This is a genomic window from Kitasatospora sp. NPDC053308 (assembly GCF_055585785.1).
Map to the genome: position 1 here is coordinate 128274 of NZ_JBVJJY010000018.1, position 18932 is coordinate 147205.

General features: G+C 72.4%; 12 protein-coding genes and 1 pseudogene. 5 read left to right on the forward strand and 8 right to left on the reverse strand.

Annotated features, from left to right (window positions below; genetic code table 11):
- Positions 1-144: 144 nt before the first annotated feature.
- Both ACZ6Y7_RS30735 and ACZ6Y7_RS30740 read right to left on the reverse strand, forming a co-directional pair.
- On the reverse strand, positions 145-1227 hold the full coding sequence (locus ACZ6Y7_RS30735) for a lactonase family protein (protein ID WP_465761214.1): 1083 nt from the start codon (positions 1225-1227) through the stop codon (positions 145-147).
- Positions 1224-2780, reverse strand: coding sequence for a GH1 family beta-glucosidase (locus ACZ6Y7_RS30740; RefSeq protein WP_465761215.1), 1557 nt, complete (start codon positions 2778-2780; stop codon positions 1224-1226). The genes ACZ6Y7_RS30735 and ACZ6Y7_RS30740 overlap by 4 nt, the downstream gene beginning before the upstream one ends.
- Before the next feature lie 171 nt (positions 2781-2951).
- Here ACZ6Y7_RS30740 and ACZ6Y7_RS30745 point away from each other — a divergent pair, with 171 nt between their 5' ends.
- Positions 2952-4001, forward strand: coding sequence for a LacI family DNA-binding transcriptional regulator (locus tag ACZ6Y7_RS30745; protein WP_465761216.1), 1050 nt, complete (start codon positions 2952-2954; stop codon positions 3999-4001).
- Positions 4002-4163: 162 nt separating this feature from the next.
- Here the strand turns inward: ACZ6Y7_RS30745 and ACZ6Y7_RS30750 are convergent, their stop codons facing one another.
- The 6 genes and pseudogenes from ACZ6Y7_RS30750 to ACZ6Y7_RS30775 form a co-directional block, all read right to left on the reverse strand.
- Entirely contained in the window at positions 4164-6014 is a 1851-nt protein-coding gene (locus tag ACZ6Y7_RS30750) for a glycoside hydrolase family 6 protein (RefSeq protein ID WP_465761217.1), read from the reverse strand.
- 124 nt (positions 6015-6138) lie between these two features.
- Entirely contained in the window at positions 6139-7671 is a 1533-nt protein-coding gene (locus tag ACZ6Y7_RS30755) for a cellulose binding domain-containing protein (RefSeq protein WP_465761218.1), read from the reverse strand.
- Positions 7672-7874: 203 nt separating this feature from the next.
- Entirely contained in the window at positions 7875-8615 is a 741-nt protein-coding gene (locus ACZ6Y7_RS30760; RefSeq protein ID WP_465761219.1) for an RICIN domain-containing protein, read from the reverse strand.
- Positions 8616-8792: 177 nt separating this feature from the next.
- A complete protein-coding gene (locus tag ACZ6Y7_RS30765) occupies positions 8793-10139 on the reverse strand; it encodes a non-reducing end alpha-L-arabinofuranosidase family hydrolase (RefSeq protein ID WP_465761230.1) in 1347 nt (448 codons plus the stop codon).
- Positions 10140-10219: 80 nt separating this feature from the next.
- Positions 10220-11695 (reverse strand): annotated as a pseudogene (locus ACZ6Y7_RS30770) (glycoside hydrolase family 10 protein); the annotation flags it as partial.
- A gap of 516 nt (positions 11696-12211) precedes the next feature.
- Entirely contained in the window at positions 12212-13237 is a 1026-nt protein-coding gene (locus ACZ6Y7_RS30775; protein ID WP_465761220.1) for a LacI family DNA-binding transcriptional regulator, read from the reverse strand.
- 153 nt (positions 13238-13390) lie between these two features.
- Here ACZ6Y7_RS30775 and ACZ6Y7_RS30780 point away from each other — a divergent pair, with 153 nt between their 5' ends.
- The 4 genes from ACZ6Y7_RS30780 to ACZ6Y7_RS30795 are packed head-to-tail and all read left to right on the forward strand — an operon-like array spanning position 13391 to position 18844.
- Entirely contained in the window at positions 13391-14683 is a 1293-nt protein-coding gene (locus ACZ6Y7_RS30780; RefSeq protein WP_465761221.1) for an ABC transporter substrate-binding protein, read from the forward strand.
- 11 nt (positions 14684-14694) lie between these two features.
- Complete coding sequence (locus ACZ6Y7_RS30785) at positions 14695-15657, forward strand: carbohydrate ABC transporter permease (protein ID WP_465761222.1); 963 nt, start codon at positions 14695-14697, stop codon at positions 15655-15657.
- Positions 15657-16475 carry a carbohydrate ABC transporter permease gene (locus tag ACZ6Y7_RS30790; RefSeq protein WP_465761223.1) on the forward strand — a complete coding sequence of 273 codons (819 nt, stop codon included), beginning with the start codon at positions 15657-15659 and terminating at the stop codon, positions 16473-16475. Before ACZ6Y7_RS30785 ends, ACZ6Y7_RS30790 begins: the two co-directional genes overlap by 1 nt.
- 8 nt (positions 16476-16483) lie before the next feature.
- Positions 16484-18844 carry a beta-xylosidase/alpha-l-arabinosidase gene (locus ACZ6Y7_RS30795; RefSeq protein WP_465761224.1) on the forward strand — a complete coding sequence of 787 codons (2361 nt, stop codon included), beginning with the start codon at positions 16484-16486 and terminating at the stop codon, positions 18842-18844.
- The last annotated feature ends 88 nt before the right edge of the window (positions 18845-18932 follow it).

Genomic DNA, 18932 nt, shown 5'->3' on the forward strand with positions numbered 1-18932 from the left:
CGGTCGGTGCGGGCCAACCGTACGCGGTGCCCACCCGGTGGGCGCAAGGCGCTCCGAGCTGACGGCCGACCAGAGCACGGCGTCGCGCCGCCGCGGGCCTCGTGCCGGGGGCACGACGCCGGGGCCGGCGGGCCCCCGCTCCGGTCAGGTGCCGACGGGCAGGACGGAGGTGGGCTCGGCGATCGCGAAGGGCTCCCCGGCGGGGGTCAGGCGCCCGGACACGGGATCGCGGTGGAAGGCCGTCAGGGTGTCGGAGTCCTGGTTGGCGCAGAACAGCAGCCGCTCGTCGGGGGTCAGGGCGATGTCGCGGGGCCAGGAGCCGCCGCACGGGACGACCTCGACCGGCTCGACGGTCGCCCCGCCGTCGTGCAGGGCCCGCACGGTGATCGCGTCGTCGCCGCGGTTGGTCGTGTAGAGGAAGCGGCCGTCCGCGGACACCCGGACGGCGGCCGCGTAGTTGGCGTTCGGTGCTCCGGGATCCCGCCGCGTCTCCAGTTCGGCGACGGGTTCGAGGCGGCCGCAGGACGCGTCCCAGGTACAGACGGTGAGGGTGGAGGAGAGCTCGTTGAGGACGTAGACGTACCCGGCCGAGGGGTGGAAGACGAGGTGCCGGGGGCCCCGGCCGTCCGGCAGCACGGTCGTCCGGTGCGCGCTGAGCCGGCCGGTGTCCGCGGCGAAGGCGTAGACGTGGACCCGGTCGGTGCCGAGGTCGGTGCAGAGCAGGAAGCGCCCGTCCGGCGAGGGGGCGGCCATGTGGGCGTGCGGGGTGGTGTGCAGCGCGCCGGAGGCCTCCCGGCCGGGGTGGCGGATCGTCTGCACCGGCGCGGCGGCGGCGATCGCGTCCGCGGTGCCGGTGGGCAGCACGGACAGCACGCCGTCGCCGTAGTGGGCCGCGAACAGGTGCGATCCGCCGGGGTGGACGGCGAGGTGGCAGGGGCCGGCGCCGCCGCTGGGCGTGGTGGCGGGCAGGCTGAGCCGCCCGGTGCCGGGGTCGATCCGCAGCGACAGGACCTGCCCGGACTCCTCCTCCAGGACGGCGTGCACGACCGGCCGCGTCGGGTCGAGCGCGGCGTAGGAGGGCCGGTCGACGGGCACCGTGCCGATGAGCTCCATGGCGCCGGCGGCGTCGTAGCGGACGGTGGACAGGCCGGCGCCGCAGCTGCCGGCCGGGGCGGCACTGCCGATGATCAGCGTGCCGCCGGCGGCCGTGGTCGGGGGGCGGTTCACGGGTGGTCGCGCTCCGTGGGTCGGGCGGCGCCGCCGGTCGGTGCTGCCGAGGGCGGATGCAGCTCGCCGCTGCGGGCCACCCGGGCGTACCAGCGGGCGCTGGCCTTGGGGGTGCGGGCCAGGGTGGCGTAGTCGACGTGGACCAGGCCGAAGCGCTTGACGTAGCCGTACGCCCACTCGAAGTTGTCCAGCAGCGACCAGGCGAAGTAGCCGCGCACGTCGGCGCCGTCGGCCAGGGCGCGGTGGACGGCCGCCAGGTGGCCGTGGAGGTACGCGGTGCGGTCCGGGTCCTCGACCGTGCCGTCCGCGCCCACCTCGTCGGGGTAGGCGGCACCGTTCTCGGTGACCACCAGCGGCAGCCGCGGGTACCGCCGGGCGAGGCCGGCCAGCAGCTGGTGGAGGCCGGAGGGGTCGACGGGCCAGCCCATCGCGGTCCGTTCGCCCGGGGCCGGGTGGAAGCCGACCCGCTCCGCGCCCGGCCAGGGCGAGGCGTCGCCGCCGCCGTGGCCGTCCTCGCGGGGGGCGGTGCCGCCCTCGGCGGCCGCGGAGACGACGGTGGGCGTGTAGTAGTTGACGCCCAGCCAGTCCAGCGGCTGGTGGATCTCCTTCTCGTCGCCCGCCCGGACGAAGGCCCAGTCGGTGAGGTGGGCCGTGTCGGCCAGCAGGTCCTCCGGGTAGGCGCCCTCCAGCATCGGGCCGAGGAACACCCGGTTGCCGACGGCGTCGATGCGGCGCACCGCGTCCCGGTCGGTCTCGGAGGCGGTGAGCGGGCGCAGGACGTGCAGGTTGAGCGAGACGGACAGCTGCGCGTCGGCGGGCAGCACGCCGCGCAGCGCCGTGGCGGCCAGGCCGTGGCCGAGGTTGAGGTGGTGGGCGGCCCGCAGCGCGTCCACCGGGTCGGTCCGGCCGGGGGCGTGGACGCCGGCGCCGTAACCGAGGAAGGCACTGCACCAGGGTTCGTTGAGGGTGGTCCACCGGGTGATCCGGTCGCCGAGGGCCTCGCCGGTCAGCGCGGCGTACTCGGCGAAGCGCTCGGCGGTGGCGCGCTCGGGCCAGCCGCCGGCCGTCTCCAGCTCCTGCGGGAGGTCCCAGTGGTAGAGCGTGGCGACGGGCGTGATCCCGGCGGCGAGCAGTTCGTCGGCGAGGCGGCGGTAGAAGTCCAGGCCGCGTTGGGAGGCCGGGCCGCGGCCGGTGGGCTGGACGCGCGGCCAGGAGACGGAGAAGCGGTAGGCGGTCAGTCCGAGCTCGGCCATCAGCCGGACGTCCTCGCGGAAGCGGTGGTACTGGTCGACCGCGATGTCGCCGTGGTGGCCCTCGAAGACCTTGCCGGGGGTGCGGCAGAAGGTGTCCCAGATCGAGGGGGTGCGGCCGTCCTCGGCGGCGGCGCCCTCGACCTGGTAGGCGGAGGTGGCCGAGCCCCAGAGGAAGCCGGCCGGGAAGCGGGGCGGCGCGCCGTCCCGGGACGGGGCGTGAGGGAGCGGGCGGTCGGGGGGAAGGGGCACGGGCTGCTCCTGACGACGAGCGGACGGCGTGACGTGGGAGCGCTCCCACATCCCACGCGGAAGGTTCCTGCCTCAGCTGATCCGGTGTCAAGGGTAGGCGCGGAATTGCCCTCGGGCGCCCGGTCGTCGGACTTCGGGAGCCCGTTCCCGATCGCGGACAGGCCGTGGCGGCGCCGAGTGCCGCTGATCTAGGATGCGCAGCCAAGCGGCGGAAGGCCGGCGATGGCGGCGGAAGGCGCGTGGGCGGTGGGCGGACGGCAGACCGGAAGACCGACCCTGGAGGAAGTGGCGGCCCTGGCCGGCGTCGGGCGGGGCACGGTGTCACGGGTGATCAACGGTTCGGCGCGGGTGAGCGACCGGGCGAGGGAGGCGGTGACCCGGGCCGTCGCGGAGCTCGGTTACGTGCCCGACCGGGCGGCCCGGGCCCTGGCCGGCAGCCGGACCGACGCGGTCGCGCTGGTCGTGCCCGAGACCGAGGCGCGGCTGTTCGCGGAGCCGTACTTCCTGGACATCATCCGCGGTGTGAGCGCCGAACTGGGCGCGGCGGACAAGCAGTTGCTGCTCACGCTGATCCGCACCGAGCAGGAGCGGCAGCGCTTCGAGCAGTACCTCGCCGCCCAGCGGGTGGACGGCGTGCTGCTGGTCTCCGTCCACCGGGACGACCCGCTGCCGGACCAGGTGCGCGCGCTGGGCCTGCCCGCGGTGCTCAACGGGCGGCGCTCGCCGCAGGAGCCGGTGGCGTACGTCGACTCCGACAACGTGGGGGCCGGCCGCTCGGCCGTGGACCACCTCGCCGGGCGCGGCCGGCGCCGGATCGCCACCATCACCGGACCGCTCGACATGGACGCCGCCCGGGGGCGGCTCGACGGCTACCGGGAGGGGCTGGCCGCGGCCGGGCTGCCCGTGGACGAACGCCTCGTCGTCACCGGGGACTTCACCGAGGACGGCGGCCGACGGGCGATGCGCGAGCTGCTGGAGCGCTGCCCCGACCTGGACGCGGTGTTCGCCGCCTCCGACCTGATGGCGGTGGGCGCCCTCGCCGTCCTGCGGGCCAGCGGCCTGGACGTGCCGGGCGACATCGCGCTGGTGGGCGTCGACGACTCGCCGGTGGCCCGTCACCTCGACCCGCCGCTGACCACCGTCCGCCAGCCGATCGAGGAGATGGGCCGCACGATGGCCGGGCTCCTGCTACGGCAGATCGCCGGCGAGGACGGTCCGGAGCCGTCCCGTCTGGTGCTGCCGACCGAGTTGGTGGTGCGGAAGTCCTCCTGACGGGGGCCTCCTGACCGGCTCTTCCGGCGGTGGTCGCCTGACCCGGGCCTCCTGACGGCGCCTCCTGACGGGGCCTCCTCGGGGGGCGCCGGAGGTTCCTCCTGGGGCACCCGTCGGCCGTCCGGAGCGTCGAGGCCTCCGGACGGCCGACGGCGTCGGCCGCTACAGCGCCGGGTAGGCGTTCTTCAGCAGCTGCTGGAACTGGGCGGAGAACCACTCCCCGGCCAGCGGCGCGTCCGGCAGCGCACCGGACATGCTGTAGTTGTTCCGCGGGTTGCCGGTGTACGTCGGGTCGCACATCCGGTCGAAGCCCTTGCCGTCGTTGTTCGGGATCTCCTTGCTCGCCCCGTCCGACTCACCCGGGGGCTTCATCCAGACGTAGGCGTCGATGCCCGCCGCCGGATCCGCCTGCGGCCGCTCCCCGAGGCCCGCGCCGGCCTGGTTGCACCAGTTGCCGGTCTGGAAGCGCCGGTCGTAGCGCCCGCCGTCCACGTACGCGTCGACGCTCGTCTTCGGCCCGGGCCCGGACGGCCGGGCGGTGCCGCCCCAGCCGTTGCGCGAGGTGTCGATCAGCATGCCGATCCTGGGGTCGAAGCCGATCGAGACCAGCTTGGCCCGCATCGCCTGCGCGTAGGACAGCTCGTCGGTGTACCGGTTCCAGTCGACCCACTTGGACTGGCGCACGGAGGTGCCGTTGACGGTGTCGTCGATGCTGAAGTTGTTCTCCTTCAGCGCGCTGTAGTTCGCGGTGTTGACGATGAAGCCGGCCACGTTGGCGAGCGTCGAGCCCTCGGCCGTCGCGGCCTGCTTGAACAGGTCCGCGGAGGCGCCGAAGTTGTCGTCCCAGCCCAGCCAGCCGTGGTGGCCCGCGTCGACGTAGTTGTACACGTTCGGCACGGCGCCCAGCTTTTTGAGCGCGTAGCCGACGCCGGTGATGTAGTTGCCGTTGGCCTTCATCACGTCGCAGGCGGGCGTCGCGGTGGCGCGCGGCGTGGTGTTGGTGGCCAGGTTCGGCAGCGAGTCGATCTCCACCGCGGTGACGATCCGCAGCCCCGCGTACTTCGGGTCGGCGAGGATCGCCGCGATCGGGTCGATGAACTCCGTCTTGTACCGGCCGATTTCGGTCGGGCCGAGCTCGCCGTTGGAGGCGAGGGCCGAGCAGTCCCGGCCGGGCAGGTCGTAGATGACGAGCTGGACGACGAGTTCGCCGCTGCCCTTCTGCCGCAGCGCCTCGTCGAGGTGGGCGCGCAGCCCCATCTTGCCGTTGGCGCCGGCGATGGCGGCGATCCGGTCGATCCAGATGCCGGTGGGCTGGTTGGCGACCTTGCTGCCGCCGGGCTCGGCGGCGGCGTGCGCGGACCACTCGGGGTTCACGTAGACCTTGGCGCCGGCGTACGGGTTGTCGACGCGGCCCCCGGGCGCGGTGGTGGGCGTGCCGGTGGGGGTGGCGGTGGGGGTGCCGGTGGGAGTGGCGGTGGGCGTCGAGGTGGGCGAGCCGGTCGGGGTCGGCGTCGGGGTCGGTGTCGGGGTGGAGCCGTCGCAGAGCACGCCGTTGAGCTTGAAGGCGGTGGGCACCGGGTTGGCCCCGCTGTACGAGGCGTTGAAGCCGAAGGAGGTGGAACCGCCGGTCGCCAGGCTGCCGTTGTACGACATGCTCCGGGCGGTCACGTCGGCCCCGGACTGGCTGATGGTCGCGTTCCAGCCCTGGGTGACCTGCTGTCCGCCGGCGAAGCTCCACTCCAGGGTCCAGGAGGCCACCGGGTCACCGGTGTTGGTGACGACGACGTTGGCGCCGAAGCCGGTGTTCCACTGGTTGGAGACCTGGTAGTCGACCCGGCACCCGGCCGTGGCGGCGCCCGCGGAGGCGGACAGCACGGTGGCGGTGGCGCCGCTCGCGGTGATCAGGGCGAGGGCGGCGAGCAGGGCCGTCCGGCTGCCGCGCAGCCGGGTGAGGGCGGGGCCGGTGGGGTCGGTGGTGTGCGTGGTGCGCGAGGTGCGCGGGGTGCGGCTCATGAAGCGGGTCCCTTTCGTGAATCGGTGTCCTTGCGTGTCGGTGTTCGGGTGGATCGGTGTTCCGGTGTTCAGGTGGGTCGGGTGGGTCTTGCGTGCCGGTGCCGGCGGCGTCCCCGGTGGTCGTTCAGCGTCCGTTCAGACTGCGCAGGTGGTCGCGCAGCCCGGTGCCGTACGCGGTGGGGGTGCCGTCGTAACCGCTGATCAGGGCAGGACCGGAGGAGCAGTCCCAGGTGTTCCAGGTCCAGCCCAGGTAGGAGAGCCCGTGGTCGTCGGACCAGGTCATGACCCGGTCGACGAACGCGTGTCCGCAGGTGTTCTCGCCGATCTCGCCTGCCACGAGCGGGACCCGGGCGGCGACCGGGGCCAAGGTGGAGGCCCAGCAGCTCTCGTCGGCACAGGAGTTGAAGTTGTACCCGTGCCAGGCAGCCGCGAGCCCGCCGCTCGGATCCGTCGGCGCGTGGGCGAGCCAGCCGCTCAGGTCGTTCGCGTAGGCGATGCCGGGGACGAGGACGACGTTGCGGGAGCCGGTGGCCCGGACGGCGTCCACCAGGGCCTGCATGCCGGCCACCTCGTAGCCGATGCCCGGGCAGGTGCCGCCGTCGCGCCAGCAGGCCCAGGCCTGGTCGGCGGTGGCGGTGGCGGTGGCCCGGTCCGGGTAGGGCTCGTTGAACAGGTCGAAGACCACGCGACGGTCGTCCTTGAAGGTGTTCGCCACCGAGGTCCAGAAGGCCGGGGCGTACTGGGCGTCGGGCATCGGCTTCTGGCAGGAGGCGTGCACGTCCGAGCAGCCCGCCGAAGGGCCGGTGTACTGCCCGTACGTCCAGTGGAGTTCGACCACGGGGGTCATTCCGTGCGCGAGGACCCGGCCCACCAGCGCCTTGACGGCGTCGACGTACGCGGTGCCCCGGTACTCGGGCCGGATGTTGTCCAGGCCGAGCCAGCACTCCTCGTTGAGCGTGATGCGGACGGCGTTGGCCTGCCAGTCCGCGATGGCGCGGACGGCGGTGTCGTCCACCGGGCCGTCGAAGATGCCGTGGCCCTGGACGCACATGAACTCGCCGCCGGAGCGGTTGACGCCGAGCAGGCGGCGGGTGGTGCCGCTCGGGTCGGTCAGCCGGTTGCCGCTGACGCTGAGTTCGGGTGCGCCGGTGGGCGGCCCGGTGGGTGTCCCGGTCGGGGCCGGTGTGGTCGGGGAGGTCGTCGGAGTGGGGGTGGGCGTCGGAGTGGTGGAGGAACCAGCCGCGCAGGCAAGGCCGTTGAGGGTGAAGTCGCCCGGCGCGGGGTTGCTGCCGGACCAGGCGGCGATGAGGCCGAGGGTGACGCCGGCGCCGGTGCCGAGTGAGGCGTTCCAACTCTCGTTCACGGCCGTGACGGTGGTGCCGGACTGGGACCAGGTGGCGTTCCAGCCCTGGGTGAGGCGCTGGCCGCCGGCGAAGGTGAAGCCGAGGCGCCAACCGGTGGTGGGCGCGCCGTTGTTGGTCACGGCCACGGAGGCCTGGAAGCCGCCGGCCCATTGGTTGACCATGGTGTAGACCACCGAGCAGGCGGCGGGTGCCGCGGCATCCGCGCCCGCCGCGGCGGACACGGCGGACAGGGCGCTCGCCAGGGTGAGGACCGCGCCGCCGAGCAGCGCCGAGAGACGTGGGGGGTGTCGCATGAGCGACTCCTCGCAGCGAGGACGCGCCGCTCCCGGCGCGCCGACTGACGGAATCGCTCCCACTGGTGGGGACCGACGGTAGCGCCAACTCCCGCCCAGGAAAAGGGGAGTTGCGCGGATTCCTCGGCCAAGGTGTTCGACGCTTCACACCCCTTGACCGACCCGGGGGCATCCCGCACAGTGGGAGCGCTCCCACTGGTTGTTCAGCTGCGCAGACTCCACTGCTGGTTGCCCGCCCCCGAGCAGGCCCACAGCTGGATCCTCGTCCCGTTCGCCGTGCCCGTGCCGGCCGCGTCCAGGCACAGGCCCGACTGCACTCCGGTGATCGTGCCGTCGGAGTTGACGTTCCACTGCTGGTTGGCCCGGCCGTTGTAGTCCCAGATCACCACGGCGGTGCCGTTGCCGGTGCCCCCGGCCGAGGCGTCCAGGCACGTGTCGCCGTAGACCACGAGCTGCCTGCCCGTCGTGGCGGTCCACCGCTGGTTGGCTCCGCCGTGACAGTCCCAGAGTTGGACCTGGGTGCCGTTGGTCGTGGCGGAGCCGGGGACGTCCACGCAGCGGCCCGACGCCCGGCCCACGACCTCCTGGTCGCCGCCGGGCGTGGGGGTGGGGGTGCCGGAACCGAACCGGCTGAAGGACTTCCACGCCTCGCCGGATGTCCAGGTGCGCCAGCCGTCGCAGGTGCACCCGTCGATCGGGCCTGGGTCGTGGCCCGCCCCGTCGAACGCGGCCCAGACCACCGGATAGCCGGACTTGCACCCGGAGTAGGCGGTCACGACGTGGGTCAGGCTGCCGGGCGCCGGCTCCGGCGGGTTCTGCGGGGTGCAGCCGTCGTTCCTGACGAACCGGTCGCGCGACTCCCGCCCCGACGACAGGGGCAGGAGGGCGGTGGCGAGGACGGCCACCGCGGACCGTGGCGGCGAGAAGGTGGACCTGCGTTTCACGTGCTCTTCCTTTCCTGTGGGTGGACAGGAGGTCAGGGCAGCGGACGGCGGAGCTGCCGTCGTCCGGTTGAAACGGTTCGATCGAGTGGGGGCGGCCTCGGTGGGCCGGCAGGCCGGAGGGGGAGGGGACCCCGGCCGGAGCGACGGTCGGGGTCCCCGGGGTGGATCAGGGGCGGCTCAGCGCTGGAGGGTGAGGAGGCCCGGGCGCCAGGGGAGCTGGTCGTAGGGGCCGGTCGCGGTGGGGGACTTGCCCTGGTAGAGGAGCTGGAGGTGGCAGGGGTCGATGGTCATCGTCTGGTCGGGGTTGTCGCGGACGAGGTCGCCGTGGCTGATGTCGTTGGTCCAGCCGGCACCGCTGTTGGCCTTGCCGGCGAACGGGTTGTTCTCGGTGGCGGCCTGCGGGGTCCAGGGGCCGTTGAGGCTGGTGGCGGTGAAGGAGCGGAAGTAGCGCTGCTCGGTCGCGCCCCGGGCCTCGACGATCATCAGGTACTGGTTCCGGTCCTTGACCTTGTAGACCTGCGGGGCCTCGAAGAGGTTCTTGACGTCGTCGGTCATGACCGTGGTGTACGCGGAGCCGAAGGTGCCGGGGAAGTTCCCGATCGGCATGCTCGCGCGGTAGATGCTGCCGTTGTCACCGGCGAAGAACAGGTACATGTTCTGGTCGTCGCCGATCAGGGTCTGGTCGATCGGGCCGGTGCCGGAGCCCGGGATGCTGCCGGTGAACAGCGGCTGCGGCGCGGACCAGCCGTTGGGGTTGGTCGGGTCGCTGGAGGTGCGGTAGCTGAACGGCCACGGGCCCCACTGGTAGGCGAGCACCCAGATCTTCTTGGGGGCGAAGTAGAACAGGGTCGGTGCCACCGCCCTGTCGTTCATCCCGGTCTGGGGGGCGGAGGCCATGTCCGACCAGTCGGTGAAGGGGGCGAAGGCCATCGAGCCGTAGGAGGAGCCGGACACGTTCGACGCGTAGACCAGGTGCTTGCCGTTGTAGACCACGTCGGTGAAGTCCTTGAGTGACGCCCAGCCGTTGGCCGGTTGCGCCAGGGCGCCCGTCGAGGACCAGCGGTAGGTCGACGGCAGGGCGCAGGTGCCGCCCGGCGGAGTGGAGGACAGGCCGGTCCACTTCTGGTTGCCGCCGCCGTTGCACGTCCAGATCTGCACCGCCGTGCCGTTGGCGGTGCCGGCGCCCGTGACGTCCAGGCACAGCCCGGACTCCACGCCGACCACCGTGCCGTCGGCGTTCACCCGCCACTGCTGGTTGGTGCCGCCACTGCAGGTCCAGATCTGCACCCGGGTGCCGGCCGTGGTGGCGTGGCCGGGGACGTCCAGGCACTTGTTGCCGTAGACGGTCAGCTGGTTGGCGGAGGTGGCCGTCCACAGCTGGTTGGCCCCGTTCGAGCAGTCGTAGATCTGCAGGGACGCGCCGTCGCTCTGGCCGGCGTTCTGCACGTCCAGGCACCGGCCGGAGCCGACACCGCGCAGGGCACCGCTGGTGGCCGCCTGAGCCGCCGGGCCGGCGGCGAGCATCGCCGCCAGCGCCGCCACGGCCGCCAGCACGGCGGTGAGCAGCGCGGACGGCCGCGTGCGGGACACCCGCGGGCGGCTCACTTGAAGCTCCAGTGCTGGTTGGCGCCGCCGGTGGCGTCCCAGATCTGGAGGGGGGTGCCGTTGGCGGTCTGGCCGCCGGGGGTCTCCAGGGCGCGGCCGCTGGCGACGTTGGTCAGGGTGTAGGAGCCGTCGCCGTTGCGGGCGGCCTTCCAGTGCTGGTTGGCACCGCCGTTGGCGTCCCAGACCTGCATCCTCGTCCCATTGCCCGTCTGGTTGCCCGGCTGGTCCAGGACCCGGCCACTGGCGAGGTTGGTCAGGGTGTAGCTGCCGTCACCGTTGCGGTCGGCGCGCCACTGCTGGTTGGCGGCGCTGCCGTTGGCGTCCCAGACCTGGAGCGGGGTGCCGTTGCCGTTCTGGCCGGCGGGCTCGTCGAGGACGCGTCCGGTGGCCGCGCCGGAGAGCGTGTAGACGGCGCCCGAGACGATGTCCCCGCTCGGGGTGCCGCCGCTGCCGGTGCCGTTCAGGGTGCTGAGCACTGCGCCGTAGGCGGCCTTCTTGGTGCCGTTGCCGTCGAACAGCAGTGGGTTCTCACCGGTGCGCCAGGAGTCGCTGTCGCGGATGCCCCAGACGGTGATGCCGGTGCAGCGGGGGGTGTCGAGGCAGGCCTTGACGGTGTCGGCGTAGGCGTTGGCGGGGGCCTGGGCGATGTCGAGTTCGGTGAGCTGGACGTCCACGCCGAGCGCGGCGAAGTTGGCGAGCGTGGTGCGGAAGCTCGCCGGGGCGCCGCCGGCGCCGAAGTGGCTCTGGAAGCCGACGCAGTCGATCGGCACGCCGCGGGACTTGAAGTCCTTGACCATGCGGTAGACGCCCTGGGTCTTGGCGTCGGACCAGTTCTCGATGTTGTAGTCGTTGTAGCAGAGCTTGGCGGAGGGGTCGGCGGTGCGCGCGGTGCGGAAGGCCTCCTCGATGAAGCCGTCGCCGAGCACGTCCTGGAAGACCGAGCCGCGGTGGCGGCCGCTGCCGTCGTCGGCGAAGGCCTCGTTGACCACGTCCCAGGCGTAGATCTTGCCCTTGTAGTGGGTGGCCTCCTGGGTGATGTGGTTGTCCATCACGCCGCGCAGCGTGTTGGCGTCGTTGACGGACTTGACCCAGCCGGGCAGTTGGGAGTGCCAGACCAGGGTGTGGCCGCGCAGCTTCTGGCCGTGGGCGGCGGCGTGGTTGACGATCGCGTCGGCGGGGCCGAAGTTGAACGACCCCCGGGACGGTTCGGTGCTGTCCCACTTCATCTCGTTCTCCGGGGTGATGGTGCCGAACTCCCGGTCGAGGATGGTGGAGTAGGTCGAGTCGCCGAGGCGGCCCGCGGCCACCGCGGTGCCGAAGTAGCGGCCACTGCCGGCCGCCGCCGCACCCAGCGTGGTCGCCCCGGCGCCGTGGGCGGCGGGGCTCGCGGTGATGACCGTGACCGAGCTGACGGCGAGGCACGCGGCTGCCGTCAGGATCCTGCGCGGGCGCTTTTTTTGAGTGAGCCATGACATCACAGATCGTGCTCCTTCGGGTGGGAGTGGCCTCCGCGCCGGTGGGGGCCGGCGCTCGCCCGGGAGGGGCCGTCCTGACCTGTCGACACGCCTGTGAGCGCTCACAATCCACGCGCAGGCGCGTCCTGACCGACATGTCCGGCCGGACCCTGAGGCAAGGCGATGCGCGTCGTCAGGAGGAGCCTGACGGCGTCGCGAAGGCGGTGCACGGAATCGACCGGTCACCGGCGCCGCTGACCCGGCGTCGGCTGGCGAACACGGCCCCGATCCGGAGCCGTAGTTCGGACTTGTCGACGGCGACAGTGTTGGCCCGGGTCGGAGAGGCTGTCAACGCTTTCGGTCGGAACTTCGACAGGGTTCGCCCGCTCTCGCACCGGTGAATCGGGACGCTGGGCCGGCATCGGCCCTGCTCGCGGCGGTCGCAAGGGGTCCGGGGCCGGATCCGGCATCCAAGCCCCTGCTACGAAAGTTTCGAGAGCGGTAGCCGGGGAACGTCCGGGTCGGACCGTGCCCGGCTCAGCGCCGGCCGGGCGGCACGGTGCTGGAGCGCACCACCAGGGTGGTCGAGAGTTCGACCCGGGTCGGGGTCGCCGGGGCCTCCCCGGTGCGCAGGGCGAGGATCAGGCGGGTCGCCTGTTCGCCCATCTCGCGCAGCGGTTGGCGGACGGTGGTCAGCGCGGGGCTGCTCCACTGGGCGATGTCCAGGTCGTCGTAGCCGACCACGGACAGGTCCTCCGGTACGCGCAGGCCGCAGACCCGGGCGGCCTCCATGACGCCGAGCGCCTGCAGGTCACTGCCGGCGAAGATCGCGGTGGGCGGTTTCGGGAGCTCCAACAGCCTTTTGGCGCGGGCGAATCCGCCCTCCGCGTGGAAGTCGCCGAAGGCGGTCAGGGCCGGGTCGACCGCCAGGCCGGCCATGGACATCGCGGAGCGGTAGCCGTCCAGTCGGGCCAGCGAGCAGAGGGTGTCCGCGGGGCCGGTGACGATCGCGATGCGCCGGTGGCCGAGGTCGATCAGGTGCCGGGTGGCGGCGAGACCGCCGGCCCAGTTCGCCGAGCCCACCGAGGGCACGTCGGGATCGGGGTTGCCGGCCGGGTCGATGATCACGAACGGGATGGACCGCGCGCGCAGTTGGCGTTTCAGCTCGGGCGGCAGGCTGGAGAACACGAGGACCACCCCGAGGGGGCGCCGACGCAGCACCGCCTCGATCCACTCCGGCCCCGGCGCGTGGCGTGAGCCGCTGCGGGTGACCACCATCGCGGCCCCGTGTTCCCCGGCCACGGCCTCGACGCCGCGCAGGAGTTCCATCGCCCAGAGGCTGTCGAGCTCGTGGAAGACGATCTCGACGAGGGGCGCTTCGGCGCTGCTGCGCGCGGCGCGCCGGTAGTCGTGGGCGCGCAGGATCCGCTCGACGCGGACGCGGGTGGGCGCCGAGACGTCGGTGCGGCCGTTGAGAACCTTCGAAACCGTCGAAACGGAGACCTCGGCCTCACGCGCGATGTCGGCCAGCGTCACCCGCCCCAGTTCATCGCCCTTGTCCATGGACGCAGCATAGGCCACGTGCGGCGCAGGGCAGTTGACGCATCACGCTTCAGTAACCCTCGGTACGGGGGATTGACCCGAAACGTGTTCGCAACCTAGCGTCCGGCTCAGCGTGGATTTCGAGAAGCGGATCGAAACTTTAGGAGACTGCTGATGAAGCGACGCGCGTTAGTCGGTGCGCTCGGTCTGGCCGTGGCCCTGGTGGGGATGACCGCCTGCGGCAGTGGAGGATCCTCCGCCGGCGGGGACTCCGGCACGATCCACGTGCTGGTCTACGGGGACGCCAGCAACAAGGTCGAGAAGCAACTGGTCGAGACCTTCAACAAGACCTCGAAGGTCAAGGCCGTCCTGGACACCATCCCCGGGGCGGACTACCAGGCGAAGCTGAACACCGTCATCAACACCCCGCAGGCGCCGGACGTCTTCTTCAACTGGGGTGGCGGCAGCATCCAGCCCTACGTGAAGTCCGGCCTGTTGCTCCCCTTGGACGACATGATCGCCGCGGACCCGGGGCTGAAGGGCAACTTCCTGCCCTCGGTGTTCAACACCGCGGTGATCGACGGCAAGGCCTACGGCATCCCGATGCGCGGCACCCAGCCCGTGCTGCTGTTCCACAACAAGAAGGTGCTGGCCGACGCGGGCCTGAGCGTCCCGAAGACCTGGGACGACCTGCTCGACGCCGTCCGGGTGCTCAAGGCCAAGGGCGTCACCCCGTTCGCCCTGGGCGGTGGCGACCAGTGGCCGACCCTGATGTGGTACGAGTACGTCTTCGACCGCGTCGCGGGCCCCGAGCTGTTCCAGAAGGCGCTGTCCGGCGACAAGAGCGCCTGGGAGAGCGCGGACGCGAAGAAGGCCCTGGGCATGCTCAAGCAGCTGGTCGACGCCGGTGCCTTCGGCTCGAACTTCGACTCGGTCAAGTTCACCGACGGCGGCTCCCCGGCCCTGCTCGCCAAGGGCAAGGCCGCCTTCGAGCTGATGGGCTCCTGGGAGTACGCCACCCAGCAGGACGCCAACCCCGACTTCGCCAAGGGCAACCTCGGGTACGGCGCGTTCCCCGGCGTCCCCGGCGGCAAGGGCGACCCGGCCAACGTGGTCGGCAACACCAACAACTTCTACTCGGTGCTGAAGAAGAGCAAGCACCCCGAGGCGGCGGCCGCCTTCCTGAAGCTCATGTACTCCGACGAGTTCGTGAAGGCGCAGCTGGCGATCGGCAACCTGCCGACCACCACCAACACCGAGCAGTTCCTCGGCACCGCCGCGAACCCCGACTACTCGAAGTACCAGTACGACCTGGTCAAGGCCGCCCCCTCGTTCCAGCTGTCCTGGGACCAGGCGTACCCGCCGGCCGCCAACACGCCGATCCACACCGCCGTCCAGCAGTTCTTCGACGGCAAGCTCGACGCGGACGGCTTCGTCAAGGCCATGCAGGCCCTGCCCGCTTCCTGAGGGGAACCGCCATGAGTGCTTCCTCCTTCGTGTCCGCCTCCGGCCGCCGTCGGCGGGGCGCCGGTCCGGTTCCCCGCCCCCGGGCGGCGGGCCGGACCGGCGTCGGGGTGACCCGTCCGGGCCTCGTCTGGGCGGTGCCCGCGACGGTGTTCTTCCTGCTGTTCGCGATCGTGCCGCTGGTGCTGGTGGCGGTGCTCTCCTTCACCAGCTGGAACGGCGTCGAGGCCCCCCGGTTCAACGGCCTCGCCAACTGGACCAAGCTGCTGCACGACCCGGTGATGACGCAGAGCGTCGGGCTGACCCTGGTGCTGACCGCGGCCGGGGTGGTCGTGCAGACCCCGGTGAGCATCCTGCTGGGCGTGTGGGCGGCCGGTCACCAACGCAACCGCGCCGTGCTGTCGGCGATCTTCTTCGTCCCGCTGCTGCTGTCCGCGACCGCGGTCTCGGTGGTCTGGCGCGCCATCCTGGATCCCAACTTCGGCGTCCCCTCGGAGCTGGACTGGCTCTTCGGCGACGGCAACCTGATGGGCAGTCAGGGCGGCGCCATCGCGGTGCTCACCTTCGTCGGCATGTGGCAGTGGACCCCCATGCACGCCCTGCTCTACCAGGGAGGCGCCCGGGCGATCCCGCAGGTGCTCTACCAGGCCGCGTCGATCGACGGCGCGGGCAAGGTGCGGCAGTTCCTCCACATCACCCTGCCGCAGCTGCGCAACACCGCCATCACCTCGATGATCCTGATGGTGGTCGGCGGACTCACCACCTTCGACACCGTCCTCATCCTCACCCAGGGCGGTCCCGGCACCGACACCACCAACAGCGCCTACTACATGTACCAACAGGCCTTCAAGGGCTTCGACTTCGGCGCGGGCTCGGCGATCGCCCTGGTCCTGGTGGTGGCCGCCACACTGATCTCGCTCGCGGTCGTGCGCCTGTCGGGCTACGACCGGATGCGCAGCACCACGGAGGGACTGTGATGCGCCGGCGCCCCAACCACCTCGCCGGGCTCGGCTCGCTGGTCTGGCTGGCCGTGGTGGGCTTCCCCCTGTACGTCCTGCTGATCTCCACGTTCCGGACCCGCTCCGACTACTCCTCGCAGGGCCCGCTCACCTTCCCCTCCGAGCTGACCCTGCAGAACTACCTCGACGACTTCTCCAACGGCTTCGGCCGGGACTTCCTCAACACGCTCGTGGTCACCGTGAGCGTGGTCGCCATCGTGCTGCTCGTGGTGCCCCCGCTCGCCTACGCCATCGTGCGGGCCCAGGGCAGGACCATCGGCACGGTCTTCCGGATCTTCCTGCTGGGGCTGGCGATCCCGGCGCAGGCCGTGATCGTGCCGATGTTCTACGTCATCAGCAAGGCCGGCCTCTACGACCACCTGATCGGCGTCATCCTGCCCACCGCGGCGTTCTGCCTGCCGGTGTGCACGCTGGTCCTCACCGGGGCCATGCGGGACATCTCCGCGGAGCTGTACGAGGCCATGGCCATGGACGGCGCCTCGCCGTGGCGGGTCTTCTGGCAGCTGGTGCTGCCGCTGTCGAAGGGCGGCCTGTCGTCCGTGGTGGTCTTCGCGGCCCTGCAGGCGTGGAACGGCTTCCTGTTCCCGCTGATCCTCACCCAGTCGGAGGGCACCAAGGTCATCACCCTCGGCCTGTACGACTTCCAGACCGAGCACGGCGTCGACGTGCCCGGCCTGCTGAGCGCCGTCGTGCTGTCGATGCTCCCCGTCTTCGTCGTCTACCTGTTCGCCCGACGTGCCTTGGTCCAGGGCCTGATGGGCGTCGGAGGAAAGTGACCGGCCACATGAACCTCGCCGCCCCGTCCGCCGAACCGACCGACCGCTGGCGCGACCGCGCGCTCAGCCCCGAGGAACGCGCGCAGGCCCTGATCGCCGAGATGACGCTGCCGGAGAAGCTGGCCCAGCTCGTCGGGGTCTGGGTCGGCGCCTCCGACGAGGGCGGCGACGTCGCCCCGCACCAGCACGACCTGGAGGAGGCACCCGACCTCGACGACCTGCTCCCCTCCGGACTGGGCCAGTTGACCCGGCCCTTCGGCACGGCACCGGTCGATCCGGCGCTGGGCGCGCTCTCGCTCGCCCGCAGCCAGCAGCGCATCGCCGCCGCCAACCGGTTCGGCATCCCCGCCCTCGCCCACGAGGAGTGCCTGGCCGGGTTCGCCGCCTGGGGCGCCACCGCCTACCCGGTGCCGCTCTCCTGGGGCGCCACCTTCGATCCGGACCTGATCCGGCGGATGGCCGCGGCCATCGGCCGCGACCTGCGCGCGGTCGGCGTCCACCAGGGCCTCGCCCCGGTCCTCGACGTCGTCCGCGACGCCCGCTGGGGCCGGGTCGAGGAGACCATCGGCGAGGACCCCTACCTGGTCGGCACGGTGGCCACCGCCTACGTCCAGGGCCTTGAGTCCGCGGGCATCGTGGCCACGCTCAAGCACTTCGCCGGCTACTCCGCCTCGCGCGCCGGACGCAACCTCGCCCCCGTGGGCATGGGCGCCCGCGAACGCGCCGACGTGATCCTCCCGCCCTTCGAGATGGCGGTGCGCGAGGGCCGCCCCCGCTCCGTCATGCACGCCTACACCGACACCGACGGCGTCCCCTCGGCCGCCGACGAGGCGCTGCTCACCGGGCTGCTGCGGGACACCTGGGGCTTCGAGGGGACGGTCGTCGCCGACTACTTCGGCGTCGCCTTCCTCAAGCTGCTGCACGGCGTGGCCGGGGACTGGGCCGAGGCGGCGGCCCTCGCCCTGGCCAGCGGCGTGGACGTGGAGCTGCCGACCGTCAAGACCTTCGGCGAGCCGCTGCTGCGCGCCGTCGAGGACGGCACGGTGCCCGAGGCGCTGGTCGACCGCGCGCTGCGCCGGGTGCTGGTGCAGAAGGCCCAACTCGGCCTGCTGGACGAGGACTGGGACGCCGTACCGGCGGCGCTCTCCGGCCGCCCGCTCGACGACCCGGCGAGGCTCCGCGGCTCGGTCGACCTGGACGGCCCGGAGAACCGCGCCCTGGCCCGGGAGATCGCCGAGCAGGCCGTGGTGCTGCTGCGCAACGACGGCACGCTGCCGCTGCGCCACCCCCGCCGGATCGCGCTGATCGGCCCCAACGCCGACACGCCGACGTCGGTGCTCGGCTGCTACTCCTTCCCCGTGCACGTCGGCAGTCAGCACCCCGATGTCCCGCTCGGCATCGAACTGCCCACGCTGCGGCAGGCGTTGGCGGTGGAGTTTCCCGGAAGCGAGATCCGGACGGTGGCCGGGGCGAGCATCGACGGGTCCGACACCTCCGGCTTCGCCGAGGCCGTCGAGGCGGCGCGGCGCGCCGATGTGGTGATCGTCGCCCTCGGCGACCGGGCCGGCCTGTTCGGGCGCGGTACCAGCGGCGAGGGCTGCGACGCCGAGTCCCTGCAACTGCCGGGCGTTCAGCAGCAGTTGCTCGACGCCCTGCTGGACACCGGCAGACCGGTGGTGCCGGTGCTGCTGGCCGGCCGCCCCTACGCGCTGGGGCGCGCGGCCACCGAGGCGGCGGCGCTGGTACAGGCCTTCTTCCCCGGCGAGGCCGGCACCGAGGCGGTCGCCGCCGTGCTCAGCGGACGGATCGACCCGTCGGGCCGGCTGCCCGTCAGCATCCCGGCCCGCCCGGGCGTCCAGCCCTCCACCTACCTCGCCGCCCGGCTGGCCGGCCCGAGCGAGGTGTCCAGCACCGACCCCACCCCCGCCTTCGGGTTCGGGCACGGCATCGGCTACACGACGTTCGCCTGGACCGACCTGGAGGTGGAGCGGGCCGTCACCACGACCGACGGGGCGGTCGGCCTCGCCTTCACCCTGCGCAACACCGGCGGCCGGACCGGCAGCGAGACCGTCCAGCTCTACCTGCACGATCCGGTCGCCAGCGTGGTCCAGCCGGTGCAGCGGCTGATCGGCTACCGGCGGATCACGCTCCCCGCGGGCGCGCAGGCCCGGCTCCGGATCGGTGTCCCGGCGGACCTCGCGTCCTTCACCGGCCGCGACGGGCGACGGATCGTCGAGCCGGGGGAGTTGGAGCTGCGCGTGGCCGCCTCCAGCACCGACATCCGGCTCGCCGCGACCGTCCGGCTGGAGGGGCCGGTCCGCGTCCTGGACCACACCCGGCGCCTGCACCCCACGTTCCACTCCGCCTGACAGTGAGGATGTGACGTGGTGATGTTGCCGGTGGGTCTGACCCTCCGCCTGACTGACGTCTCGACTGTCCTGTTTGGGATTTGTCGGC

What these genes read in the sequence shown, in the direction of transcription:
- ACZ6Y7_RS30740 (WP_465761215.1), bottom strand. Translation starts at nt 2,780, where the DNA reads ATGTGGGAGCGCTCCCACGTCACGCCGTCCGCTCGTCGTCAGGAGCAG.
- ACZ6Y7_RS30745 (WP_465761216.1), top strand. Translation starts at nt 2,952, where the DNA reads ATGGCGGCGGAAGGCGCGTGGGCGGTGGGCGGACGGCAGACCGGAAGA.
- ACZ6Y7_RS30750 (WP_465761217.1), bottom strand. Translation starts at nt 6,014, where the DNA reads ATGAGCCGCACCCCGCGCACCTCGCGCACCACGCACACCACCGACCCC.
- ACZ6Y7_RS30755 (WP_465761218.1), bottom strand. Translation starts at nt 7,671, where the DNA reads ATGCGACACCCCCCACGTCTCTCGGCGCTGCTCGGCGGCGCGGTCCTC.
- ACZ6Y7_RS30765 (WP_465761230.1), bottom strand. Translation starts at nt 10,139, where the DNA reads ATGCTCGCCGCCGGCCCGGCGGCTCAGGCGGCCACCAGCGGTGCCCTG.
- ACZ6Y7_RS30775 (WP_465761220.1), bottom strand. Translation starts at nt 13,237, where the DNA reads ATGGACAAGGGCGATGAACTGGGGCGGGTGACGCTGGCCGACATCGCG.
- ACZ6Y7_RS30780 (WP_465761221.1), top strand. Translation starts at nt 13,391, where the DNA reads ATGAAGCGACGCGCGTTAGTCGGTGCGCTCGGTCTGGCCGTGGCCCTG.
- ACZ6Y7_RS30785 (WP_465761222.1), top strand. Translation starts at nt 14,695, where the DNA reads ATGAGTGCTTCCTCCTTCGTGTCCGCCTCCGGCCGCCGTCGGCGGGGC.
- ACZ6Y7_RS30790 (WP_465761223.1), top strand. Translation starts at nt 15,657, where the DNA reads ATGCGCCGGCGCCCCAACCACCTCGCCGGGCTCGGCTCGCTGGTCTGG.
- ACZ6Y7_RS30795 (WP_465761224.1), top strand. Translation starts at nt 16,484, where the DNA reads ATGAACCTCGCCGCCCCGTCCGCCGAACCGACCGACCGCTGGCGCGAC.